The sequence below is a fragment of the Saccharothrix luteola genome (assembly GCF_020859565.1).
GTDB classification, from domain to species: Bacteria; Actinomycetota; Actinomycetes; order Mycobacteriales; family Pseudonocardiaceae; genus Actinosynnema; species Actinosynnema luteola.
In genome coordinates this window covers 436,435-455,931 of record NZ_JAJHUO010000001.1, presented here as the reverse complement: position 1 = coordinate 455,931, position 19,497 = coordinate 436,435, and the positions used below count along the sequence as shown (strand labels likewise).

The following is a 19,497-nucleotide window of genomic DNA, read 5'->3' as shown; positions in this document are numbered from 1 at the left end:
ACCGAAACCACAGCGACAGCCGAGCGTAGGAACGGGCGTTTTCACCGCGACAGCGTTTCAACGCTGCTGGAAACGCTTTCCGCCGCACGACGCGCCCCCATAACGTCCAAGTGATCCCTCACGCCTAGGAGCGCTGATGTCCTCACCCCGAAGATCGGCACCGCGCAGGTCGGCCGTGCACCTGGCGCTGGCCCTCTGCGTCACGGTCTGGCTCTGCACGCCTCCCGCGCAGGCGGCCGGAACCGCACCGGCGCCCGCCCGGGAGCCGGTCGAGCTGGTCGAGCTCCGCACCGAGACCACGCGGGTGTTCGCGAACCCGTCCGGCACCAGGACGTTGGAGCAGTACGCGGCGCCGGTGCGCACGAGGAAGGCCGGGGCCTGGGTGCCGATCGACACCTCGCTCGCCCGTGCCGCCGACGGTTCGATCAGTCCACGTGCGACGGTCACCGGCCTCCGGCTCTCCGGTGGCGGAGCGGGGCCGCTGGTGACGGTCGAGCGCGACGGCCGGGAACTGGCGCTGTCGTGGCAGGCCACCCTGCCCGCGCCGCGACTCGACGGTGACACCGCGACCTATCCCGAGGTGCTGCCCGGGGTGGACCTGCGGGTGCGGGCCGACTCCGACGGGTTCTCCCAGGTGCTGGTGGTCCGCGACGCCGTAGCGGCGGCCAACCCGGCGCTGCGGGCGATCAGGTACGGCACGGCGACCAAGGGCCTGACCATCAGACCCGGCGCCGACGGTGCGACGGCCGCGGTGGACGACACCGGGCGGGTCGTGTTCGCCTCGGACACCCCGATGATGTGGGACTCACCCCGTCAACGGGTCGCGGCGGCGGGCAAGGCGCCGAAGGGCCGGGAACGCGCGATGGACCTGCGCGTCGGCGAGGACGAGCTGGTGGTCACGCCGGACCCGGCGATGCTGACCGGCCCCGACACCACCTACCCGCTCTACATCGACCCGTCGTTCAGCGCCGGGCAGAACCGGTGGACCTACGTCAACAAGGACTCGCCGGGCACGTCGTACTGGAGCACCAAGGAGACCAACAAGGCCAAGGTCGGCAAGACCTGGGGCACCGCCGGGCTGTACCGGTCGTTGTTCCAGATGAACTCCGGCGCCATCGCCGGGTCGAAGATCACCCGCGCGTGGTTCTCCATCACGATGGACCACTCCGCCGCCTGCGCGGCCACCTCGGTCGACCTGTGGAGCACCAAGGCGATCGACCCCGAGGTCCCGTTGACCTGGAACAACTCCGGCGGCCACTGGTCGACCTACCTGGCCTCGGCGAAGGGGACGGCCAACGAGTCGACGGCGTGCCCGAAGCCGGACTTCCCGATGGAGTTCTCGTCGGCCGCGCTCACCAAGGTGGTGCAGGACGCGGCGACCGCCAACAAGGACACCGTGGCGTTCGGCCTGCGGATCGACGCGGACGTCGAGGGCAGCCAGGACCAGTGGAAGTACTTCTACGCGAACACGGCCAGGATCAACGTCGAGTACAACTCCCGGCCGCGCGTGCCGACCGGCGTCGGCACCGTGCCGCCCAAGCCGTGCGGCACGGCGACCGACCCGACCCCGTTCAACACCGGCACGCCGACGTTCTCCGGCGTCCTGTCCGACCCCGAGGGCGACAACGTGTCCGGCATCCTGGAGATCCTGCGGGACGACACCGTGATCGCCACGTCGACCACTCCCGTGATCGGCTCCGGAGGCGCGGTGAGCTGGCCGTCGCTGACGCCCGGCTCGTTGCCGGAGGACCAGCCCGGCACCGTGTTCAACTACCGGGCCAGGGCCAAGGACGCCGCGTTGACCAGCCCGGACACCACGCGTTGCTACTTCACCGTCGACACGGACAAGCCGGACGCGCCGAGCGTGACGTCGGTCGACTACCCGAACGGCACGGCGGTCCGCGCGGTGGGGGAGACGGGCGTCGTGACCTTCCACCGCGCCGCCGCCGACACCGACATCGCCGGGTACCGGTACGGCTTCCAGCCCGACCGCGTCCTGTCGTGGGTCGGTGCGGAGGCGGACGGGCGCGCGAGCGTGCCGATCACCCTGTGGTCCGACTCGCCCGGCGGGACCATCGGGATCAACCGGACGCTGTACGTGCGGGCCGTCGACCGGGCCGGTCACGCCGGCCCCGACCTCACCAGCTGGAACCTCACCGCCACACCCCGCGCGGTCACTGCTCCGCCGGTCCGCGGCGACACGAACGGGGACCGGCGCGCGGACGTGACGACCGTGTTCGACCAGGGCGACGGCCGCACGGCCGCCTGGAACTTCATCTCGACCGGCGCCGGGTTCACGGCCGGGCACATCGGCTGGGACAGCGGCGTGAACGGCGGCTTCCCGGCGCACCGCACGATCAACGTCCGCGGCGACTTCACCGGTGACGGGCGCGGCGACGTCGCGGTCTTCCGGGAGGACCCCGACCGGCGGGTCCGGCTCTACCTGCTGCGCTCGGACGGCAACCGCTTCGTGGTGGAAGGCGAGTCCTGGTCGGGCACGACCTACCGGCTGTCGTACCTGAAGGTGGTCGCCGGTGACTTCGACGGCGACGGTGACGACGACATCGCGGCCTTCCAGGGCTACCAGGGCGAGCAGACCAAGCTCTGGGTGCACACCGCGACCGGCGGCCGGTTCGGCGAGCCGGCGCTGCGGTGGGACAGCGGGGCGGCCAAGCTGGACGTGACCACGACGAGCTTCGTCGCGGGCGACTTCGACGGTGACGGCCGCGCCGACCTCGGCCAGCTGCGCGGCTACGACGGCGCGCGGACCGAGCTGTGGGTCCAGCACGGCTTCGCCGACCCGGTCGTGCGCTGGGACAGCGGGGCGGGCAACCTCAACCGCGCGAGCGCGACCTTCCTCGCCGCCGACGTGAACGGTGACGGCGCGCGGCGGGACGAGGTCGTGGTCATGTCCGACCGGGGCGGCAACACCGCCCGGCTGAACGTGCTCACCCCCGGCGACGGCGCCTGGACGGACCAGGTCTGGTGGACCGGCACGTCCTTCGACACCAACGCGGCGGTCGTGTCGGCCGGCGACTTCTCCGGCGACGGCAAGGCCGACGTGGCCGCGCTGTACGCGACGGGCGACGGCAACCGCCGGGTCTACACGTTCACGTCGACCGGAACGTCGTTCGCGGACAAGCGCGCCGACTGGGAAGGCCGGATCGGGGACACGACGACGCCGTTCTACGTCGAGCCGGGCAAGGTGTACCGGATCCACCCCAAGCACAGCGAGAAGTGCATCGGCGTCGCGAACACGGCCAAGGACACCGCGCTGACCCAGTCCGACTGCGTGATCGGCAACAAGAACCAGCAGTTCACCATCGAGCGGCAGGGCGCCACGGACTACTTCATGCTCCGGGTCGTCTCGTCGAAGCTGTGCGCGGACGTGAAGACGTGGCAGCACACCGACGACGTGCCCGTGCTGCAGTGGACCTGCAACGGCGCCGGTTTCCCGCAGGCCAACCAGCAGTTCCACTTCGACTACGTCGAGGGCAGCGGCGTGGACGTCGCGGTCCGGCCCCGGCCCGCGCACAGCTCGAAGTGCCTGGACATCAGCGGTGCGAGCCAGGGCAACGGCGCCGCCCTGATCCAGTGGACGTGCGGCGACGCCACGAAGTCCAACCAGCTCTTCTACCTGCGTCCGGAACCCTGACGTTCCGGGTAGTGGGCTCCTACCGCGACGAGTCGCACCCCTGCCGGTCCCGGGGCCACCACGGCCCGGGGCCCGCGGGCGACACCACCTCGTAGTCCGGGTGCGGTCACGCGGCGCCTATGCTGGCTCCATGCGCGGGGGCCGCAGGGTGACCATCCCGGCGTTGGACACCGCGGCGGCCGTCGCGATGGTCGCGACGGCCTGGCTGGTCGGCCGGCAGTACGCGCCCACGAGCTGGGGCGCCGACCCGGTGGCCTACGGGCTCACCGCGGCGATCTTCCTGCCGTTCGCGCTGCGCAGGCGTGCGCCGGTGCTCGTCCTGGCGACGAGCACCTCGGCGCTGGTCGCGTTCCTGGCACTGGGCTACGACCAGCTCGCGTTGAACTTCTGGGGACCGGTGCTCCTGCTCTACACGGTCGCGGCGTTGCGCCCGCCGAGGGTCACCGCCCGGTGCACCGCGGCGGTCGTGCTGACGTTGCTGTGGGCGGCACTGGTGGCGGGCCTGCCCTGGTACATCGCGGTGGCCGAGGCCGTGGTGATCCCGACGGTCGCGTGGGCCATGGGCAACGTGGGGCGTGAGCTGGCGCTGCGCAACCGGCAGCTCGCCGTGCTCACCGAGCAGCTGCGGACCGAGCAGGAGTTGCGCACCGAGCGCGCGCTGACCGAGGAGCGGTTGCGCATCGCGCGGGAGCTGCACGACGTCGTCGCGCACCACATGTCGGTGATCGCCGTGCAGACCGGGTTGGCCGGGTACGTCTTCGACGACGACCCGACGACCGCGCGTGCCGCGGTGGACACCATCGGGGCCACCAGCCGGGAGGCGCTGCGCGAGATGCGCCGGCTGCTGATGCTGCTGCGCACCGCCGACGAGCCCGGCGACAGCGCGCTGAACCTGGCGCACCTGCCCGAGCTGGTCGAGCGCCTGCGCGCGACCGGCCTGCCGGTCACGCTCGACCTGACGCCGGCGGAGGTCGAGCGGTTGCCGCCGGGACTCCAGCTGTGCGCCTACCGGGTGGTCCAGGAAGCGCTCACCAACGTCATCAAGCACGCCGGGCTCGCCGCCACGGTGGTGCAGGTGCGCCGCGAGGCCGACCGGCTCACCGTCCGCGTCGCCAACGAGCCGGGAACACCGTCGGCGAGCGACTCGGGCGCGGGGCTCGGCCTGATCACCATGACCGAGCGGGCCGCGCTCTACCAGGGAACACTGTCCGCGGGCCTCCGAGTGGACGGCGGTTTCGTGGTCGAACTCACGCTGCCGACGACCCTCGACCCGACGGCGCCGACGATATAAGTGTCGGTGATGAGGGGATTACGCGAGGCCACGGTCCTGGTCGTCGACGACGAGGTGCTGATCCGCGCCGGCTTGGCCGCCCTGCTGCGCGCCGCGCCCGGCCTGGACGTCGTCGGCGAGGCGGCGGACGGCCACGAAGCCGTCGCGCTCGCCGCCCAGACCCGTCCCGACGTGATCCTGATGGACATCAGGATGCCCGGCGCGGATGGCATCACGGCCACCCAGCGCATCCTGGCCGACGCGCCCGACCCCAAACCGCGCGTCATCGTGCTGACCACGTTCGACCTGGACGAGTACGTCTACGCCGCGCTGCGCGCCGGGGCGTCCGGCTTCCTGCTGAAGGAGACCGAGCCGCACCAGGTGATCGCCGCGGTCAAGGCCGTCGCCGCCGGGGACGTGCTGTTCGCGCCGTCGGTCATGCACCGGCTGGTCGAGGCGTACGTCCGGCAGCCGCGCCGCGTCCCGACGCCGGCCCCTCCGAGCCTGGGCCAGTTGACCCCGCGGGAGCTGGAGATCCTCCGGCTCGTGGCGACCGGCCGGACCAACCACGACATCGCCGACGTGCTCACCGTCAGCGAGGCCACGATCAAGACGCACCTCAACCGCACCATGGTGAAGCTCGGCCTCACCAGCCGGGCGCAAGCCGTGGTGATCGCCTACGAAACCGGCCTGATCACCCCTCGCGACCAGGCTTGAGTCGTGGGGTCACGACGTGCCGCGGACCTGGAGGTGCCAGAGCTGAGGGCCGGCGCCGGTGCAGTTCCAGAGCTGCGCCTGGACGCCGTTGTCGAGCGTGCCCCGGGGGATGTCGAGGCAGAGGTCGTCGTTGTTCTGCGCTCTGAACAGGTAGGTGGAGCGGCCCGTCCGGGACGGCTTCCAGTTCTGCGCCCCGGTGTTGTTGCAGCTCCAGAGCTGGATCCGGTCGCCGGGGTCCACCGAGGTGTTGCCGTTGGGCACGTCGACGCACTTGGCGGGTGACGAGCCTGCCTTCGCAACGGTGAACAGGCCGCTTCCCCGGGCGACCGCCTTGAACTCCTGGGCCGGCCTGGCGTCGTCGCAGGGCTGCTGCACGACCCGCGTCCCGTCCGCGGTCGAGTTCCCCTCCGCGGTGAGGCACTTCCCGCTCTTGAGGTTGACGATCCGGTAGGTCGCCGCGGTGCTGATGCCGCCGCTGTCCAACGAGCCGTGGGTCGGTCCCGTGGCGAAGAACGCCCCGCAGTGGTCGTCCACCCGGTCGGTCGCGAGTTGCAGCACGTTCTTGCCGTCCGCGGACGGCAGGAGTGGTGAGCTGTAGTTCTGGCACGTCGTGTGCGCTTCGTCGGCGCCGAAGTCCGTGATCTTCACGGGTGAGTCCAGCTCGTACCAGCGGCCCAGCCCGTTGCTGGTGTTGGCGAAGATCGTGCTCCCGCTCTGCGGGTGCAGGACCGGGGCGGGACCGGTGTCGGGATCGCCCTCGGTGTCGGCGCCGCGCACCAGCCGCCCGATCAGCAGCAGCCGCCCGTCGGGGCCTCCTCCCGGCGCCCAGGCGAGCGTGGGCGCGTGGGCGAAGTGCTTGCCGTCGGCGGTCCTCGCGATCGTCCCGCGATCCGTCGGGGCGCCCCAGTCCCAGCCGTCGGGCGAGGTGCGGGTGTAGATCCGGCACCCGTGGCCGGCCCCTCCCACCGGCTCGATGTTGCAGTACTCGTAGGCCATGGCGGACGTGCCGTTCGGCAGCCGCCGCACCACGGGCATCCCGGGGGAGTCCTCCTTGGCGAGGTCTTCGTCGTCATGGGCGTCCACCGCGACGGTGTTGACCGTCGGCCCCCAGGTCTCACCGCCGTCGGTGGATCGCTTGCGGGCCAGCGTCTGCCCGTACCTCGGCTGCTGGGTCTTGTCGGAGAAGTGGACCACGAGCTCACCGGCGTCGGTCACCGCGAACTCCGGTTCCCACACGCCGTGGCCCGCGGTCCCGGTCACGAGCGGCCTGCTCACCTGGTGCCAGACGCGGCCGTGGTCGGCGCTCTTCCACGCCACGATCCGGGAGTTCGGGTTCGGCCGGTCGCGCCCACCGCGGAAGGTGTTGATCGACGTGGCCCAGATCAGGGTGCCGGCCGGGTCCGCGCCGAGCTGCCGGGGGAACTCGAACAGCGTCGAGCTGCCGGACCACTCGCCCGCGGCCGGTCGGGTCTGGATGGCCGCGATCGGGTGGAACGAAGCACCGCCGTCGGTGCTCTCGTGGATCGTGCCGCTGTCGGTCGTGTTGGTCGAGGCGAGAATCCGGCCTCGATGCGCGGCGTCGGCGTGCTCCAGCCTGATCACGCGCGGGTACGACGACGTCCCGTCGGTGAGGGCGACACCACCGGGAGCGGTCGCGGGGGTCAGCAGCGCGGCGGTGACGAGCCCGACGAGTGCGAGCATCGTGACTCCCTTCGGGGATCTCGATCTGGTTCACCGACCACCTGGTGGTCAGGGGTTCTGCACGCCCGGGCGGCCTTCTTCGATGACGAAGGACCGTTGCGTCGACGCCGCCGCGCCCCGCGTCGTGACCTTCGGGACCACGCGGAAGTCCACCTCCATCCGGGTCTGGCTCACCTTGGTGCGGACGTAGCCCCGGTGCTGGGAGTGGAACTTCAGGTGGGGGTTGTAGGCGCCGTGCGGGATCGCCGTGCTGTCCGCGCCGTCACCTCCCGACGAGACCGAACTGGTGACCAGCTCCGTGCCCACGACCGGTGCGCCGGGGTTGGTGTAGTCGATCTTGAGGTTGTTGGCCCACGCCCGGTGCACGTCCCCGGTCAGCACCACCGGGTTGCGCACGCCGCGCTGCACCCAGCCCTTCTGGATGCGGTCGCGCGAGGCCGGGTAGCCGTCCCACGCGTCCATGTTGCCCGCGTCGCCCGCGTCGACCTGGCGGGCGAAGAACACCTGCTGACCGATCACGTCCCAGATGCCGTGACGCCGGCCCAGGCCGTCCAGCAGCCAGTTCTCCTGCGTCGTGCCGGGCAGGCTGCGCGCCGGGTCACCGGCCGGGGGGCAGTACCGCCACCCGTCACCGCACGCCTGGTCGTGGCGGTACTGCCTGGTGTCGAGCAGGTGGAACGTGGCCAACCCGCCCCAGCGGACCCGCCGGTAGAGCAGGATGTCCGCGCCGTTGGGCTTGGCCCCGCCGCGCAGCGGCATGTTCTCGTAGTACGCGCGGTAGGCGTCGGCTCGTCGCTGTTCCCACTCCCGCGCGGTCAGTACCGGGGAGTTGTTCGCGCGCGTCATGTTCGCGTAGTTGTTCTCCACCTCGTGGTCGTCGGGAACGACCAGCCAGGGAGCGGCGGCGTGCGCGGCTTGGAGGTCGGCGTCGGTCTTGTACTGGGCGTAGCGCCGCCGGTAGTCGGCGAGGCTCACGATCTCCCCGCCCAGGTGTTGCCTGACCCCGTCGGTGCCCTTGCCTCCCTCGTAGAGGTAGTCGCCCAGGTGCAGGACGAGGTCCGGCCGGTCCTCGGCCATCCTCCGGTAGACGGTGTAGTAACCGTCTTCGTAGTGCGCGCACGACGTGAACGCCATCAGCAGATCGCGGCCCACGACGTCGAACGCGGGCGCGGTGCGGGTCGTGCCGACGGGGGAGAGGTGACCGCCCGTGCGGAACCGGTAGTAGTACGCGTAATCGGGCTGGAGTCCGTGGACCTCCACGTGCACCGAGTGGGCGCCGGCGTAGTAAGCGGTCACCGTCCCGCTCTGCACGACGTCGGTGAACAGCTCGTCGGTGGCGACCTGCCACTCCACGTCCACGGACTGGTTGGGCATCCCGCCCTGCCCGTCGCCGTTGAGCGGGGTCGGCGCGAGCCTGGTCCACAGCACCACACCGTCGGGCAGCGGGTCGCCCGACGCGACGCCGAGGGTGAACGGGAACGCCAGGGCGGCCGACGCGTTGCCGCTCCAGCCCAGCGCACCGGCGGTGGCGATGCCACCGAGGACGAAGACGCGGCGGTTGAACTGGGTCATGTCCGTCCCCTAGCGAGGCGAGTCGAGGTTGTCGTTGAGCACGTGCGCGCCACCCGCGATCGGGGCGCCCGGTCCGAACCCGGACGGGGTCCCGATCTCCGCGCGGGTGAGTCGTCGGGAGCCGGTGACCGCGAGGGCGTCGCCGGACAGCCGGATCGTCAGCAGGAACAGGGCTCCGGTCTGCGCCGACCCGCCGTCCCACGGGGACGCGACGACGAGTTCCGGTGTGCCGTCACCGGTGAGGTCGAGGATGCGCAGGCCGTAGCCGAACCCCTCGCCGGGCTGTTCGTCGCCGTTGATCGGCGCCGCGTTCTGGCCGAAGGCGGTCGGGGCGGTGGCCAGCAGCCCGTTCGGGGAGCCGCGGAACAGGAACACGCTCCCGGCGCGGGTGTTCTCCTTGATCGCGCCGGCGGCGAGGTCGTCGACCTTGTCCCCGTCGAGGTCGCCGACGGCCAGCGCGCCGCCGAAGTAGTCGCCCGCCTCGGTCCCTCCCGGAACCGACGCGGTGTCCTGGTCGATCACCTGGACGCTGCCGGTCAGCCCGGTCCGGGATCCGCGCACGGCGACCAGCGCGCCGGAGAACGCCGGCCCGCCACGCCGGTGGTCGGCCTGCACCACCACGTCGGCGTTGGCGCCGCCGTGGAACTTGCCGATCACCACGCTGCGCCACTTGCCGGCGGTGGCCGCCACGCCCACGCTCACGTACGACGACGCGGTCGCGGCCAGGCCGTTGACCGAGCCGTGCAGCAGGTGCACCGAGCCCCACGCGCCGGTCGTCCCCGTGATCACCTCGCCGGCGGACAGGACGGCGAGGTCGTCGCGGTTGTCGCCCGTGACGTCGCCGGCGGCCAGCGCCCACCCCATCAGGTCGCCCGCTTCGGCCGCGCCGGCGAGGTCCGGGTCGTCCTGGTGGAATCCGGCCACGTTGCGGGTGGTGAGCCCACCGCCGCCGCCGTAGAAGACCCAGGCGCCACCGGCGCGGGCCTTGGTCTCGATCGCCTCGCCCGGCGCACCGACCCCGAGGTCGGCGTACCCGTCGCCGTTGAAGTCCCCGGCTGCCAGCGACGCGCCGAACAGGTCACCGGCCTCCACCGCGCCGGGCACGTCCGCGGTGTCCTGCGTGATCGTGCTCAGGGCGCCGGCGATGGTCCGCAGGTACGGCGCCGTGCTGCGGCCGTAGAGGACGGACACCGCGCCGGCGCCGGCCAGGCCGTTCAGCGACTCGCCGGGGTTGCCGATCGCCACGTCGGCGAGGCCGTCGCCGTTGAAGTCCCCGGTCGCCACGGCGGCGCCGAACCGGTCGTCGGCCTCCATGCCCGACCCGATGCCCGCGGTGTTCTGGTTGACCAGCGCCGCCGGCGCGCCGGGCAACGCCGTCCCGCCCGGCACGACCTGGACGGAACCGCCGAGGTCGTGCGGCATGAGGTAGGTGTCGCCGCTGTAGGTCAGCCGTGCGCCCGTGGACATCACGAGGTCGGCGACACCGTCACCGTTCACATCCGCGCGAGCCGCCGGCGGCGCCTGCGCCGCCGCCGCCGGCGTGAGGGCTGATCCGAGCGTGACCGCCACGACGAGCGGGACAAGCGATCTCTGCATCGACACGGGTTCGACGCTAAGAACGGGCCACGACCGCCGACAAGCCTTTCCGCCACGCTGGAAAGGGTCCGCCGGGACGGACCCGTTCGCCCCGGATCCGATTCGGAAGGCGGCTGATTTCGTTGCAGAAGAACGAAATCAGGTGTTCACGGTCGGCGGATGCCGGCGATGAAGAGCTCGTCACCGCTGTGGATGAGGGTGATGTCGACCCGCGTGAAGCCGCCGGCCGGGCCCGGCTCGGTCCAGCCGAAGGGCTTGACGCCGTCGGAGGCCGTCCGCGTCTGGACGCTGAGCAGCTTGGACGCCTGGTAGAACTCGAACTGGACCGTGGTGCTGCCCGCGGTCTCGTAGTCGAGCACGTCGCCGGACACGCCCACCGAGCGGTTGTACCAGGTCAGATCACCGACCACGCCGCCCCGGTTGGTCCAGGTGCCGCTGAAGGGGGACGTCGGCTCGGCGACGGCCGCGGTCGGGGCCGCCAACAGGGCCACGGCGGTCAGGGTGGCACACGCGGTGAGGCGTTTCATGCTGCTCCTTTTCGAGGCAATTCCCGGCGCGAAGCATAGTCGTCGCCTTGGTGCCCGGAGTGCGTTTCGTCGCGGTCGCGCGCGTGATGGTGATGACCGCCGCACAGGGCGAGGTATCCCTGTGCTTCGGTCGCGCTCGTTACTGGTGGATGGGCATTCGCCGAGGATGCCCTCGCCGGTGGAGGCTCTGTGGTGTGGTCGGCGCGGAGCTGCGTCGTGGCGTTGCGGTCGTCGTCGACCGACGGGACCGGCTTCCGCGTCGGAGGGGACTTGGTGGTCACCGCACGGCACGTGTGCGGTGCCGATGGTGTTGTCGAGGTCGGATCGGGCAGCGCGCCGTGGTGGCCGGCCGAGGTCCTGTGGTCCGATGAAGGTCTCGACGTCGCCGTGCTGCGGCTGGTGCCAGGGCACGCGCTGGGGCAGGTGCCGGTGGCGCGGTGGGGTGCCCCGGCCTCGGACGCGCCCAGGCTCAAGGTCGAGGTCTTCGGCTTTCCGAAGTTCCGCGCGGAACCCGGAGATCCGCCCGTGGGTTTCGAGCACGCCGACGGGTACGTCAACCCCGCCACGGCCGACGGCAGCGGTGCGCTGCACATCACCGTCGCCAGCGCCGTCTTCCCGGGACGGGGCAGTCCCTGGCCGGGTATGTCAGGTGGCCCGGTGGTGTGCCGGGGCGCGGTGATCGGGGTGGTGCAGCAGGCCGGTGTCGACCGGCTCACCGCGTTACCCGTCGAACGCCTGCTGCTCGACCGGCGATGCGGACCCCTGCTGAGGGCGCACCTGGGCGGCGAGCCGCTCCTCGATCCGGTCGACCTGTCCGAGATCACCGCGCCGGCCCCGCCCGCACTGCGCTCCCCGATGGGGCTCCTGCACCCTTCCCGCGCGGCGCTGCCTCTCGTCGTGCGCGGTGACGAACTGGTGGACCTGCTCGGCTGGGCGCGTGAGCCCGGGTTCGCCGCGTGCGTGCTCCACGGCCCGTCCGGGTCGGGCAAGACCCGTCTGGCGCACGAGCTCGTGCGCTTGTTCGCGCGCCAGGGCGACGCGGCGGCGTTCGTCGCCGAGACCGACATCGCACGACTGGAGGTCCGGGACGACCTGGCCCACCTGGAACGGCTGCGGCGCCCGACCCTGCTGGTCGTCGACTACGCCGAGACCAAGCCCGAGCCGATCACCGTGCTGCTGGAGCACCTGGCGCGCAACGAGTGGGAACACCCGGTCAAGTTGTTGCTGCTGGCCCGTTCCGCCGGTGCCTGGTGGCGGCTGTTGCGGAGCAGCACCGCCGCCGTCGAGGAAATCCTGGACGACGCGGAGGACCGGCGGCTGGCGCCCTGGGTGTTGTCCCCCCTGGCTGCCGAGAAGTGCTTCGACCGTGCACTCACCAGGCTGGCGGAACTCATGCCCGCGGTTCCCCGCGGTCGCGGCGTCGACTGGGCCGTGGCGGCGCGGAAGGTCCGTGACGAGGGTGCTGAGCCCTCGGCCAGGTCGCCGATGGGCTGCCAGGTCGCCGCTCTCACCGCGCTGCTGGGTGCGGCGGAGCTGCCCGCCAAGCCCGGAGATCCGACCTCCGAGTTGATGGCGACGCACGAGCGGCGTTACTGGCGTCGCGCCGCCGAGCAGGCTGACGTGAAGGTCGCGGAGGACAGCCTCACCGCCTACATGGCCCTGGCTTGCCTCTACGGCGCCCGGGACGAAGATGACGCCGTGGCGCTGCTCAAGTGCTACTCCAGGGTCGACGACGTCGGCTGGTCGAACCGGATGGCCCGCTTCGTCCACGACCGCACTTCCGACGACGACGCCGGCCGTGACTACTGGGAGCCCTTGCGCCCCAGCGGCCTCGCCGAACACCTGGTGAGGACGGAGATCCACAAGGACCCGGACCTGCTCACCACGACGCTGCCACGCGCACGCGACTACCAGATCGTGCACGCGTTGACCATGCTCGGTCGTGCGGCTCCCACCGATCCGAAGCTGTGGGCGACGGTGAGGACGACCATGGCGACCTACAAGCACATCTTCGACTGGGAGCTGCTGGTGGGCGTCGCGGTCGCCGTGCCCGACCCCAGCGGCCTCATCACCGCCGCGCAAGCCGTGCACGGTCCGCCACGTCGGGACCAGAGCGAGATCCTCGCCGCCGTCCGCGGCGAGGCCACCACCGACGACGCGCTGCGGCGGCTGTGGCAGCTGTACTTGCAGGCCCACTCCCGGCTTCCGGTGGCAGCTCTCAGACGGGCGGCGGCACGGGCCGCGGAGATCGAGAAGTTGTTGGAGGAGTTCCAGCCCGCGTTGGCCGATGCCATCGCGGTCGGCGCCGACACCCTGCCGGTGGTGGCGGCACGGCTCGGCGCGCTGCACGACATCGTCGACCGGCTCTCCGACCTCGACACCCGCGACGAGCGGCACCACGTGCACGAGGTCGAGGCAGCGCGCAGGATCGCCTACCAGCTGATCAGCTTCCTCGACACGGTGTCGGCTCACGCTCCCGCGTTCTCCTCGAGCCTCGCCCCTCTCGGGCAGCTCACCGACGCCCTCCGCGATCTGGCCGACGAGGTGGGTGCGAGCCGACGTCGCCTGCGGGAAGTCGCCGACCGCATCGGTCGAGGTCGACCGGGGTCGACCTGAGAACGCGTCGACCATGAGAACCAGGCCCGCGGCGCCCGGTCGCAGGGGGCCGGCTCACAGGGAGGTGCGGAAGGGACCCGTGATCTCGTAGGTGATGCCACCGCTGCTGGTGCCGGTGGTGCCGAGCTGGGAGGAGAAGTACAGCCGGTTGCCCGCGGGGTTGAAGGCGACGCCGCAGAGTTCCGACGAGCTCTGCTCGGTGACGCGGGCGAACGGGGCCACGACGTCGTCCGGGGTGATGACGCAGATCTCCATGTTGCCGCCGTCCTCGGCGACGTACAGGTCACCCACGGTGGCGCCGGTGATGTTGTCGACGCCGGTCAGGGGCGGGTCGCCGGCGAGGTCGTCGTCGTAGGCGATCGCGATGGTGTTGTCGACCGCGTTGTAGGCCCACACGCGGTTGTCGCCCTTGGTGGTGAAGAAGCACGTGCCGTTGCGGTAGTAGCAGCCCTCGCCGCCGTCGAACACCTTCATGCCCGCGACCTGCTTGCGGGTGAGGGCAGGGCTGCCGTCCGGGTCGGGCACGGTGGCCCAGGACAGCGCGCCGCCGACCTCCGTGAGCACCTGGAGGGTGCCCGAGGACAGGTCGCCCCAGGTGGCGGGGACGAACCGGTAGAAGCCGCCGTCGCTTTCGTCCTCGGTCAGGTAGATCACCTCGCGGTCCGGGTCGGCCGCGGCGGCCTCGTGCGCGAACCGACCCATCGCGTCCCGGCGCACCGCGGGCTCCACGCCGAACGGGTCGGTCTCGAAGACGTAGCCCCGCTTGGTCTCCTCGCACGACAGCCAGGTGTTCCACGGCGTCGCCCCGCCCGCGCAGTTGCGCGTGGTGCCGGAGAGGATGGTGTAGGCGTCGGTGACGTTGGCGTCGCTGTCGAAGCGCACGGCACTCACGCCGCCCGCGCGGCCGTCCAGCTCCGCGTTGGACACGTAGATCCACCCGGCGCCGTCGGCGAAGCACGCGCCGCCGTCCGGGGCGCGGTGCCAGACGTGGTCGGTGCCCGGCACGGTCTCGGTGGAGCGGGCGATCACCCGGCTGGTGAACCCCTGCGGCAGCATGATCCCGTTGGCGTCGGCCGCTCCCAGTGGCCCGTACGGGCCCGGTCCGGCCTTCGCCGGGTACCCCAGGGCCTCCGGCCACAGGGTGAACCCGAAGGCCATCGAGGTACCCGCACCCACGACGGCCGTGCGGAGGAATGTGCGACGATCCACGCTGCTCTCCTTACGAGACTGGGGTTTCCCTCCCGGATGACCCGGGTTCGCCTGCCGCCGGCACCCCGACGACCTCACGCAGGGTCGCGGTCAGGCGCGAACGACCGTGAACAGCGTGGCGCCGGCCATGCCGGACCAGTCCCCGGCGGGACCTCGCTCGGTCCGGATCCCGTTGACGAAGACCGCGCCGGTGTCAGGTGAGCCCGCGATCGGCGGGATGACGAGCCCTCGCACCGCGGCCGGTCCGTTCGTGACGACGTCGACCCGGCCCGCCGCGTCCCGGGTGACCCGGACCTCCGTCGACGGCCCCTCGTCGCGCACGACGGTGTGCGCGTCGGCGTCACCCCAGTAGCTCAGCACCAGGTCGTCGAAGGGGCCGTCGCCCACCCTGTCCCCCGGCTGCACCATCGGGATCAGTGCGCCGCGCCGGACGTACAGGGGGATCTGCCCCAGCGGCTTGCGGGTCCGCAGGTGGACGCCACCGGCGTGGACCTCGCCGGTCCAGTGGTCCACCCAGTCACCGTGCGGCAGGTAGAGCGTGCGCTCTCCCTCCCGGTTGATCGCGGGAGCGACCAGCATGTCGGGACCCCACAGGTACTCCAGGTCCGCGGACCAGGCGCCGGGGTCGTCGAGCCCTTCCGCGACGAGGGGACGCAGCACCGGCACGGCGGTCTCGGCGGCTGCGACGACGGCCGAGTACAGGTAGGGCATGAGCCGGTAGCGCAGGCGGAGCGCCTCGGCGACCAGCGCTTCCGCCTCGGCGGGGAAGTCCCAGGGGAAGCGGGTCTCGTTGCCGTGGAACCGCAGTAGCGGCGAGAACGCGCCGAACTGCGCCGACCTGACGAAGACGTCGGGGGTCGGCGCGCCGGTGAACCCGCCGACGTCGTGGCTCCAGTAGGGCACGCCGCTGAGCGCGTACGAGAGTCCGCCCCGCAACGTGCTGGCCAGCGCCGGGTAGGTCGCGTTCGTGTCGCCTGCCCACTGGCCGCAGTGCCGTTGCCCGCCGGTGAAGGACGACCGAGCCCACACCACCCGGTGCCCGGCCACCCGTTCGGTGACGTCGACGACGGCGTCGTTGAACAGCAGCGAGTAGACGTTGTGCAGCGCCTCGCCGGTGAGCCCGTTCGCGGCGACGGCGTCGACCGGGACGCCCTCGCCGAAGTCGGTCTTGAACAGGGTCGCCCCCTGGTCCAGCAGCGGCCGGAGCAACTCCTGGAACCACGCGGTCGCCGCCGGGTTGGTGAAGTCGGTGATGCCGCACGCCGCCTGCCAGCCGTGCCAGACGTCCGCGACGTAGGTCGAGCCGTCCGGCCGCTTGAGGAAGTAACCCTTGGCGTCCCCTTCGGCGAACAGTTCGGTCTCCACGCTGACGTACGGGTTCATCCACAGGCAGGTGCGGAAGCCGAGCTCCTCGAGGCCGGCGAAGAGCTCCTTCGGATCGGGGAACTGCTCCGCGTCCCACTCCATGTGCGACCAGAGCCCGTGCCGTTGCCAGTACGCGTCGATGTGCAGCACGTCGCACGGCAGGTTCCGCTCCCGGATCCGGCGGGCGACGTCGAGCGTCCGCTCCTGGTCTGAGCGGAAGAAGCCGTTCGACATCCACGTGCCCAGGGCCCATTTCGGCGGCACCTGCGGTGCGCCCGTGAGCCGGTGGTAGCGGCGGAGGACGTCCGGGACCTGAGGTCCGGCGATGACGAAGTAGTCGAGCAGGTCGTCAGGGGTGATGATCTGCGCGCACGTGTGGATCGAGTGGCAGAGGTCGAACTCGGTCGCCATTCCGCTGTTCACCAGCACCCCGTAGCCGCGGCTGGAGATGTAGAACGGGACGTTCTTGTAGGAACGCTCGGACTCGGAGCTGAACGCGTCGTAGTTCCAGCTGACGACGCGCTGGCCGCGCTTGTCGAAGGCGGTGAACTTCTCGCCCAGGCCGAAGAAGTGCTCGTCCGGCTCGGCGGTGAAGGTCTCGTGGTAGGCGATCACCCGCCCGTCACCGGTGGTCGACCGGCCGAACGGCAGCACTCGCAACCGGTAGCTGACGTCGGAGGCGTCCCCGTTCTGCGCGACGAGAACGCGGCCGGAGGCGTCGAGGAAGGAGAGGTGCCAGGGGTCCAGTCGGATCTCGGCCACCAGCCCGCCCGCGTCGACGGTGACCAGCCCGTCGTCGACGGTGACGGAGGCGCTCCGCGCGATGCGTTCCTCGACGAGGGCGATGGCGGGCTGGGACCGGGTGCGGACCTCCGCCGTCGGCGCCAGCCGCACGCGGATGACCGAGTCGTCGGTCGCGGTCACCGCGGCGAAGAGGTGGTCGCCGGCGGACGTCTCCGCGCGCAGGGTCACCTGGCCGTTCCCGGACTCCAGCACGGTCGCGCGGACCACGCGGGCGGCCCCGGGGTCGCCTGGCGCCCGCGACGGCAGGTCGAGCGGGTCCGCGACGTGGTTGATGAACGGCGTCAGCGGTGGCGTGTACGGCAAGGTCTGCTCCTGTCGTCGTGCGGCCGGCACGGGGTTCGGACGACGGAATCCGCCGACCGGGGCCCGTCGGGTTGCCGGCGGGATGGTGCTCGGTGAGCCCGTCGGGGGACGGCGGCGGTGGACGCGGAACACGTCGCCGTCCGCGACGACGTGCGACATCGCATAAACCCCGCCCCACCGGGGCACCGCGGCGCGTGTTTAGCGGTGGGTTGGCCCCGCGGCGGCACAACGCCTCCGATAAAAAGCTGACTGAATCCCCACGTGCTCAGACGATCTCGAACCTACTGCGTCCGGAACGTCGCTTGTCAAGGTCGATCGGATGACGCCTACGGGCCAACTGTCGAATCATGGTCGAATGATTATCGAACCGCGATCGAATAAGCTGGCCGAACGGCCTCCCGCTTGCTTGTTCGGGGAACGGCCCGGCCATCGGGGCGGCGATCGTGGTATGATCGACTCATAGTGGTCACTGCTGTGTCGACCGCTTCTCGAGGTCGACTTCGCTCTGTTGACGAGCTTTCTGCGAAGTGACTCCGAAAGGGTGGATATCCAGACCGCCGCTCGAACCGGGTTGTCTCTCCTTTTAGACGTGAGGTAACGTCAAATCGGACATACCGGAATGTGGTCAAGGGGGGTTGACTTCACGTGGTCGTTGCACGTGATCTTGAGTTTGCCGACCGGGGTGGCTCGCCGCGCGCAGGGTGTCGACCGCGGCCTGCCGAGAGTCGGGCCGCCGCGACCCGGTGATCATCACAGCTCGGACGTGCCTGGTCAGAGCCGGTGCCGACCGCGAGCACCGCGAGATCCGGAGCTGACCGAGCCGGCGCCACCCTGGTTCCGCGGACCGTCGGACCGACCTCCCGTTGGAGGTGCGGCACCAGGTTGTCGTCGCGATCCCGGATCGACGAGCACCCGGCCGTGATCGTTTCGCACGAAATCAGCACCAGGCCGGCGAGGGACATCTCGCCGAATAACGCCACCGGCTGCCCAGCGGAACTCGGAACAAGAGAAACGGGTGGCAGGACGACCGCGCCCTCGCGCCGTTGAACAGGTATCGCGAGGGAATCGGTTGGGCCGGCCTGCCCTACGACGACGAGGAAGTGGAAGTGCCTCAGCCATGACCAACGCCGCCGACCTTGACGCCGTGAGCAATCAGACCAGGCACGACGTGCCGCGGACATCGCCCACCACCGGCCGGACGCCCACCAGGGTGCCGATCGCCACCCTGGTGCTTGCCGACTCGCCCCGGGTCGACGGGGAGAACGACGAGCACGTCCGACTGCTGGCCAACCTGAGCGAGCCGCTGCCGCCGATTCTGGTGCAGCGAGGGTCGTTGCGGGTGATAGACGGCAGGCACCGGTTACGCGCGGCGGTGTTGCGCGGTGACCGTGAGATCGACGTGCACTTCTACGACGGCGACGCGAACGACTCGTTCCTGCTCGCCGTTCAGATCAACATCACGCACGGCTTGCCGCTGTCCCTGGTCGACCGCTCGGCGGCGGCGCACCGCGTCGCCAAGGCGAACCCGCTGTGGTCCGACGCCGCGATCGCCGAAGCGGTGGGGCTGGACCCCAAGACCGTGGCCGCGCAGCGCCGTGGTTGGACCGACGTGCCGGAGCCCGCCGCGCGGATCGGCCGGGACGGGCGGGTGCGCCCGGTCGACACGGCGGCTCGACGTCAGGAGGCGGGTCGACTGCTGGCCGAGAACCCGAACGCCTCGCTCCGGCAGATCGCGCAGGAGGCGGGCATCTCGCTGGGCACGGCCTCCGACGTGCGCAGGCGGGTGCGCAGCGGCATCAGCCCCGTGCCCACCGGCCGCCCCGCCGCGGCGCCGGACGTGCAGGTGCCCCGACCGAGGCCCGGGGACTCGATCCACACCGAGCCGAACGCGCGCGTGCTGTTCCAACGCCTGCGCCAGGACCCTTCGCTGCGGTTCAGCGAGCCGGGCCGGGCACTGCTGCGCTGGCTCGAGTTCCAGATGGTCGACGCGGACGTGCGGGAGCGGTTGCTCAGCAGCGTGCCACCGCACTGGCTCGACGGCATCGCCGTGCTCGCACAACGTTGTTCCGGCGCGTGGCAGGAGTTCTCGGAGCAACTGGAGGAGCGCAGGAACACCATCACCAGCGAGTCCCGCTGAGCCGGGGGGGGGGTTCAGGGGGGGG

General features: G+C 71.3%; 11 protein-coding genes. 5 read left to right on the top strand and 6 right to left on the bottom strand.

The genetic code is table 11. The annotated features are described in order from the left end of the window. The first annotated feature begins 136 nt into the window (after positions 1-136). The 3 genes from LNK82_RS01845 (at position 137) to LNK82_RS01835 (ending at position 5,642) form a co-directional block, all read left to right on the top strand. Positions 137-3,655 carry an RICIN domain-containing protein gene (locus tag LNK82_RS01845; protein ID WP_230565119.1) on the top strand — a complete coding sequence of 1,173 codons (3,519 nt, stop codon included), beginning with the start codon at positions 137-139 and terminating at the stop codon, positions 3,653-3,655. A gap of 130 nt (positions 3,656-3,785) precedes the next feature. Continuing rightward, entirely contained in the window at positions 3,786-4,946 is a 1,161-nt protein-coding gene (locus tag LNK82_RS01840; RefSeq protein ID WP_230565118.1) for a sensor histidine kinase, read from the top strand. Positions 4,947-4,955: 9 nt separating this feature from the next. Continuing rightward, positions 4,956-5,642 (top strand): response regulator, encoded by a 687-nt coding sequence (locus LNK82_RS01835; protein WP_230565117.1) that lies wholly within the window; start codon positions 4,956-4,958, stop codon positions 5,640-5,642. A 9-nt stretch (positions 5,643-5,651) separates the two neighbouring features. On the opposite strand, the gene LNK82_RS01830 is transcribed toward LNK82_RS01835, so the two are convergent. The 4 genes from LNK82_RS01830 to LNK82_RS01815 all read right to left on the bottom strand — a co-directional run bounded on the left by LNK82_RS01830 (position 5,652) and on the right by LNK82_RS01815 (position 11,038). After that, complete coding sequence (locus tag LNK82_RS01830; RefSeq protein WP_230565116.1) at positions 5,652-7,343, bottom strand: RICIN domain-containing protein; 1,692 nt, start codon at positions 7,341-7,343, stop codon at positions 5,652-5,654. A 48-nt stretch (positions 7,344-7,391) separates the two neighbouring features. Further along, positions 7,392-8,915, bottom strand: coding sequence for an alkaline phosphatase D family protein (locus tag LNK82_RS01825; RefSeq protein WP_230565115.1), 1,524 nt, complete (start codon positions 8,913-8,915; stop codon positions 7,392-7,394). 9 nt (positions 8,916-8,924) lie between these two features. Continuing rightward, positions 8,925-10,511, bottom strand: a complete 1,587-nt coding sequence (locus tag LNK82_RS01820) for a hypothetical protein (protein ID WP_230565138.1) — start codon at positions 10,509-10,511, stop codon at positions 8,925-8,927. A 146-nt stretch (positions 10,512-10,657) separates the two neighbouring features. Next, the gene (locus LNK82_RS01815) at positions 10,658-11,038 is read right to left on the bottom strand and encodes a hypothetical protein (RefSeq protein ID WP_230565114.1); all 381 of its coding nucleotides are present in this window, start codon (positions 11,036-11,038) and stop codon (positions 10,658-10,660) included. A gap of 189 nt (positions 11,039-11,227) precedes the next feature. Between LNK82_RS01815 and LNK82_RS01810 the strand changes: the two genes are divergently transcribed. Continuing rightward, the gene (locus LNK82_RS01810) at positions 11,228-13,654 is read left to right on the top strand and encodes a trypsin-like peptidase domain-containing protein (protein ID WP_230565113.1); all 2,427 of its coding nucleotides are present in this window, start codon (positions 11,228-11,230) and stop codon (positions 13,652-13,654) included. 54 nt (positions 13,655-13,708) lie between these two features. Here LNK82_RS01810 and LNK82_RS01805 read toward each other — a convergent pair whose 3' ends face one another. Next, a complete protein-coding gene (locus LNK82_RS01805; protein ID WP_230565112.1) occupies positions 13,709-14,863 on the bottom strand; it encodes an alkaline phosphatase PhoX in 1,155 nt (384 codons plus the stop codon). Positions 14,864-14,953: 90 nt separating this feature from the next. Continuing rightward, positions 14,954-17,335 (bottom strand): TIM-barrel domain-containing protein, encoded by a 2,382-nt coding sequence (locus tag LNK82_RS01800; protein WP_230565111.1) that lies wholly within the window; start codon positions 17,333-17,335, stop codon positions 14,954-14,956. A gap of 1,144 nt (positions 17,336-18,479) precedes the next feature. On the opposite strand from LNK82_RS01800, the gene LNK82_RS01795 reads away from it, so the two are divergent. Further along, complete coding sequence (locus LNK82_RS01795) at positions 18,480-19,472, top strand: ParB/RepB/Spo0J family partition protein (RefSeq protein WP_230565110.1); 993 nt, start codon at positions 18,480-18,482, stop codon at positions 19,470-19,472. The last annotated feature ends 25 nt before the right edge of the window (positions 19,473-19,497 follow it).

What these genes read in the sequence shown, in the direction of transcription:
- LNK82_RS01845 (WP_230565119.1), top strand. Translation starts at nt 137, where the DNA reads ATGTCCTCACCCCGAAGATCGGCACCGCGCAGGTCGGCCGTGCACCTG.
- LNK82_RS01820 (WP_230565138.1), bottom strand. Translation starts at nt 10,511, where the DNA reads ATGCAGAGATCGCTTGTCCCGCTCGTCGTGGCGGTCACGCTCGGATCA.
- LNK82_RS01830 (WP_230565116.1), bottom strand. Translation starts at nt 7,343, where the DNA reads ATGCTCGCACTCGTCGGGCTCGTCACCGCCGCGCTGCTGACCCCCGCG.
- LNK82_RS01825 (WP_230565115.1), bottom strand. Translation starts at nt 8,915, where the DNA reads ATGACCCAGTTCAACCGCCGCGTCTTCGTCCTCGGTGGCATCGCCACC.
- LNK82_RS01835 (WP_230565117.1), top strand. Translation starts at nt 4,956, where the DNA reads ATGAGGGGATTACGCGAGGCCACGGTCCTGGTCGTCGACGACGAGGTG.
- LNK82_RS01815 (WP_230565114.1), bottom strand. Translation starts at nt 11,038, where the DNA reads ATGAAACGCCTCACCGCGTGTGCCACCCTGACCGCCGTGGCCCTGTTG.
- LNK82_RS01840 (WP_230565118.1), top strand. Translation starts at nt 3,786, where the DNA reads ATGCGCGGGGGCCGCAGGGTGACCATCCCGGCGTTGGACACCGCGGCG.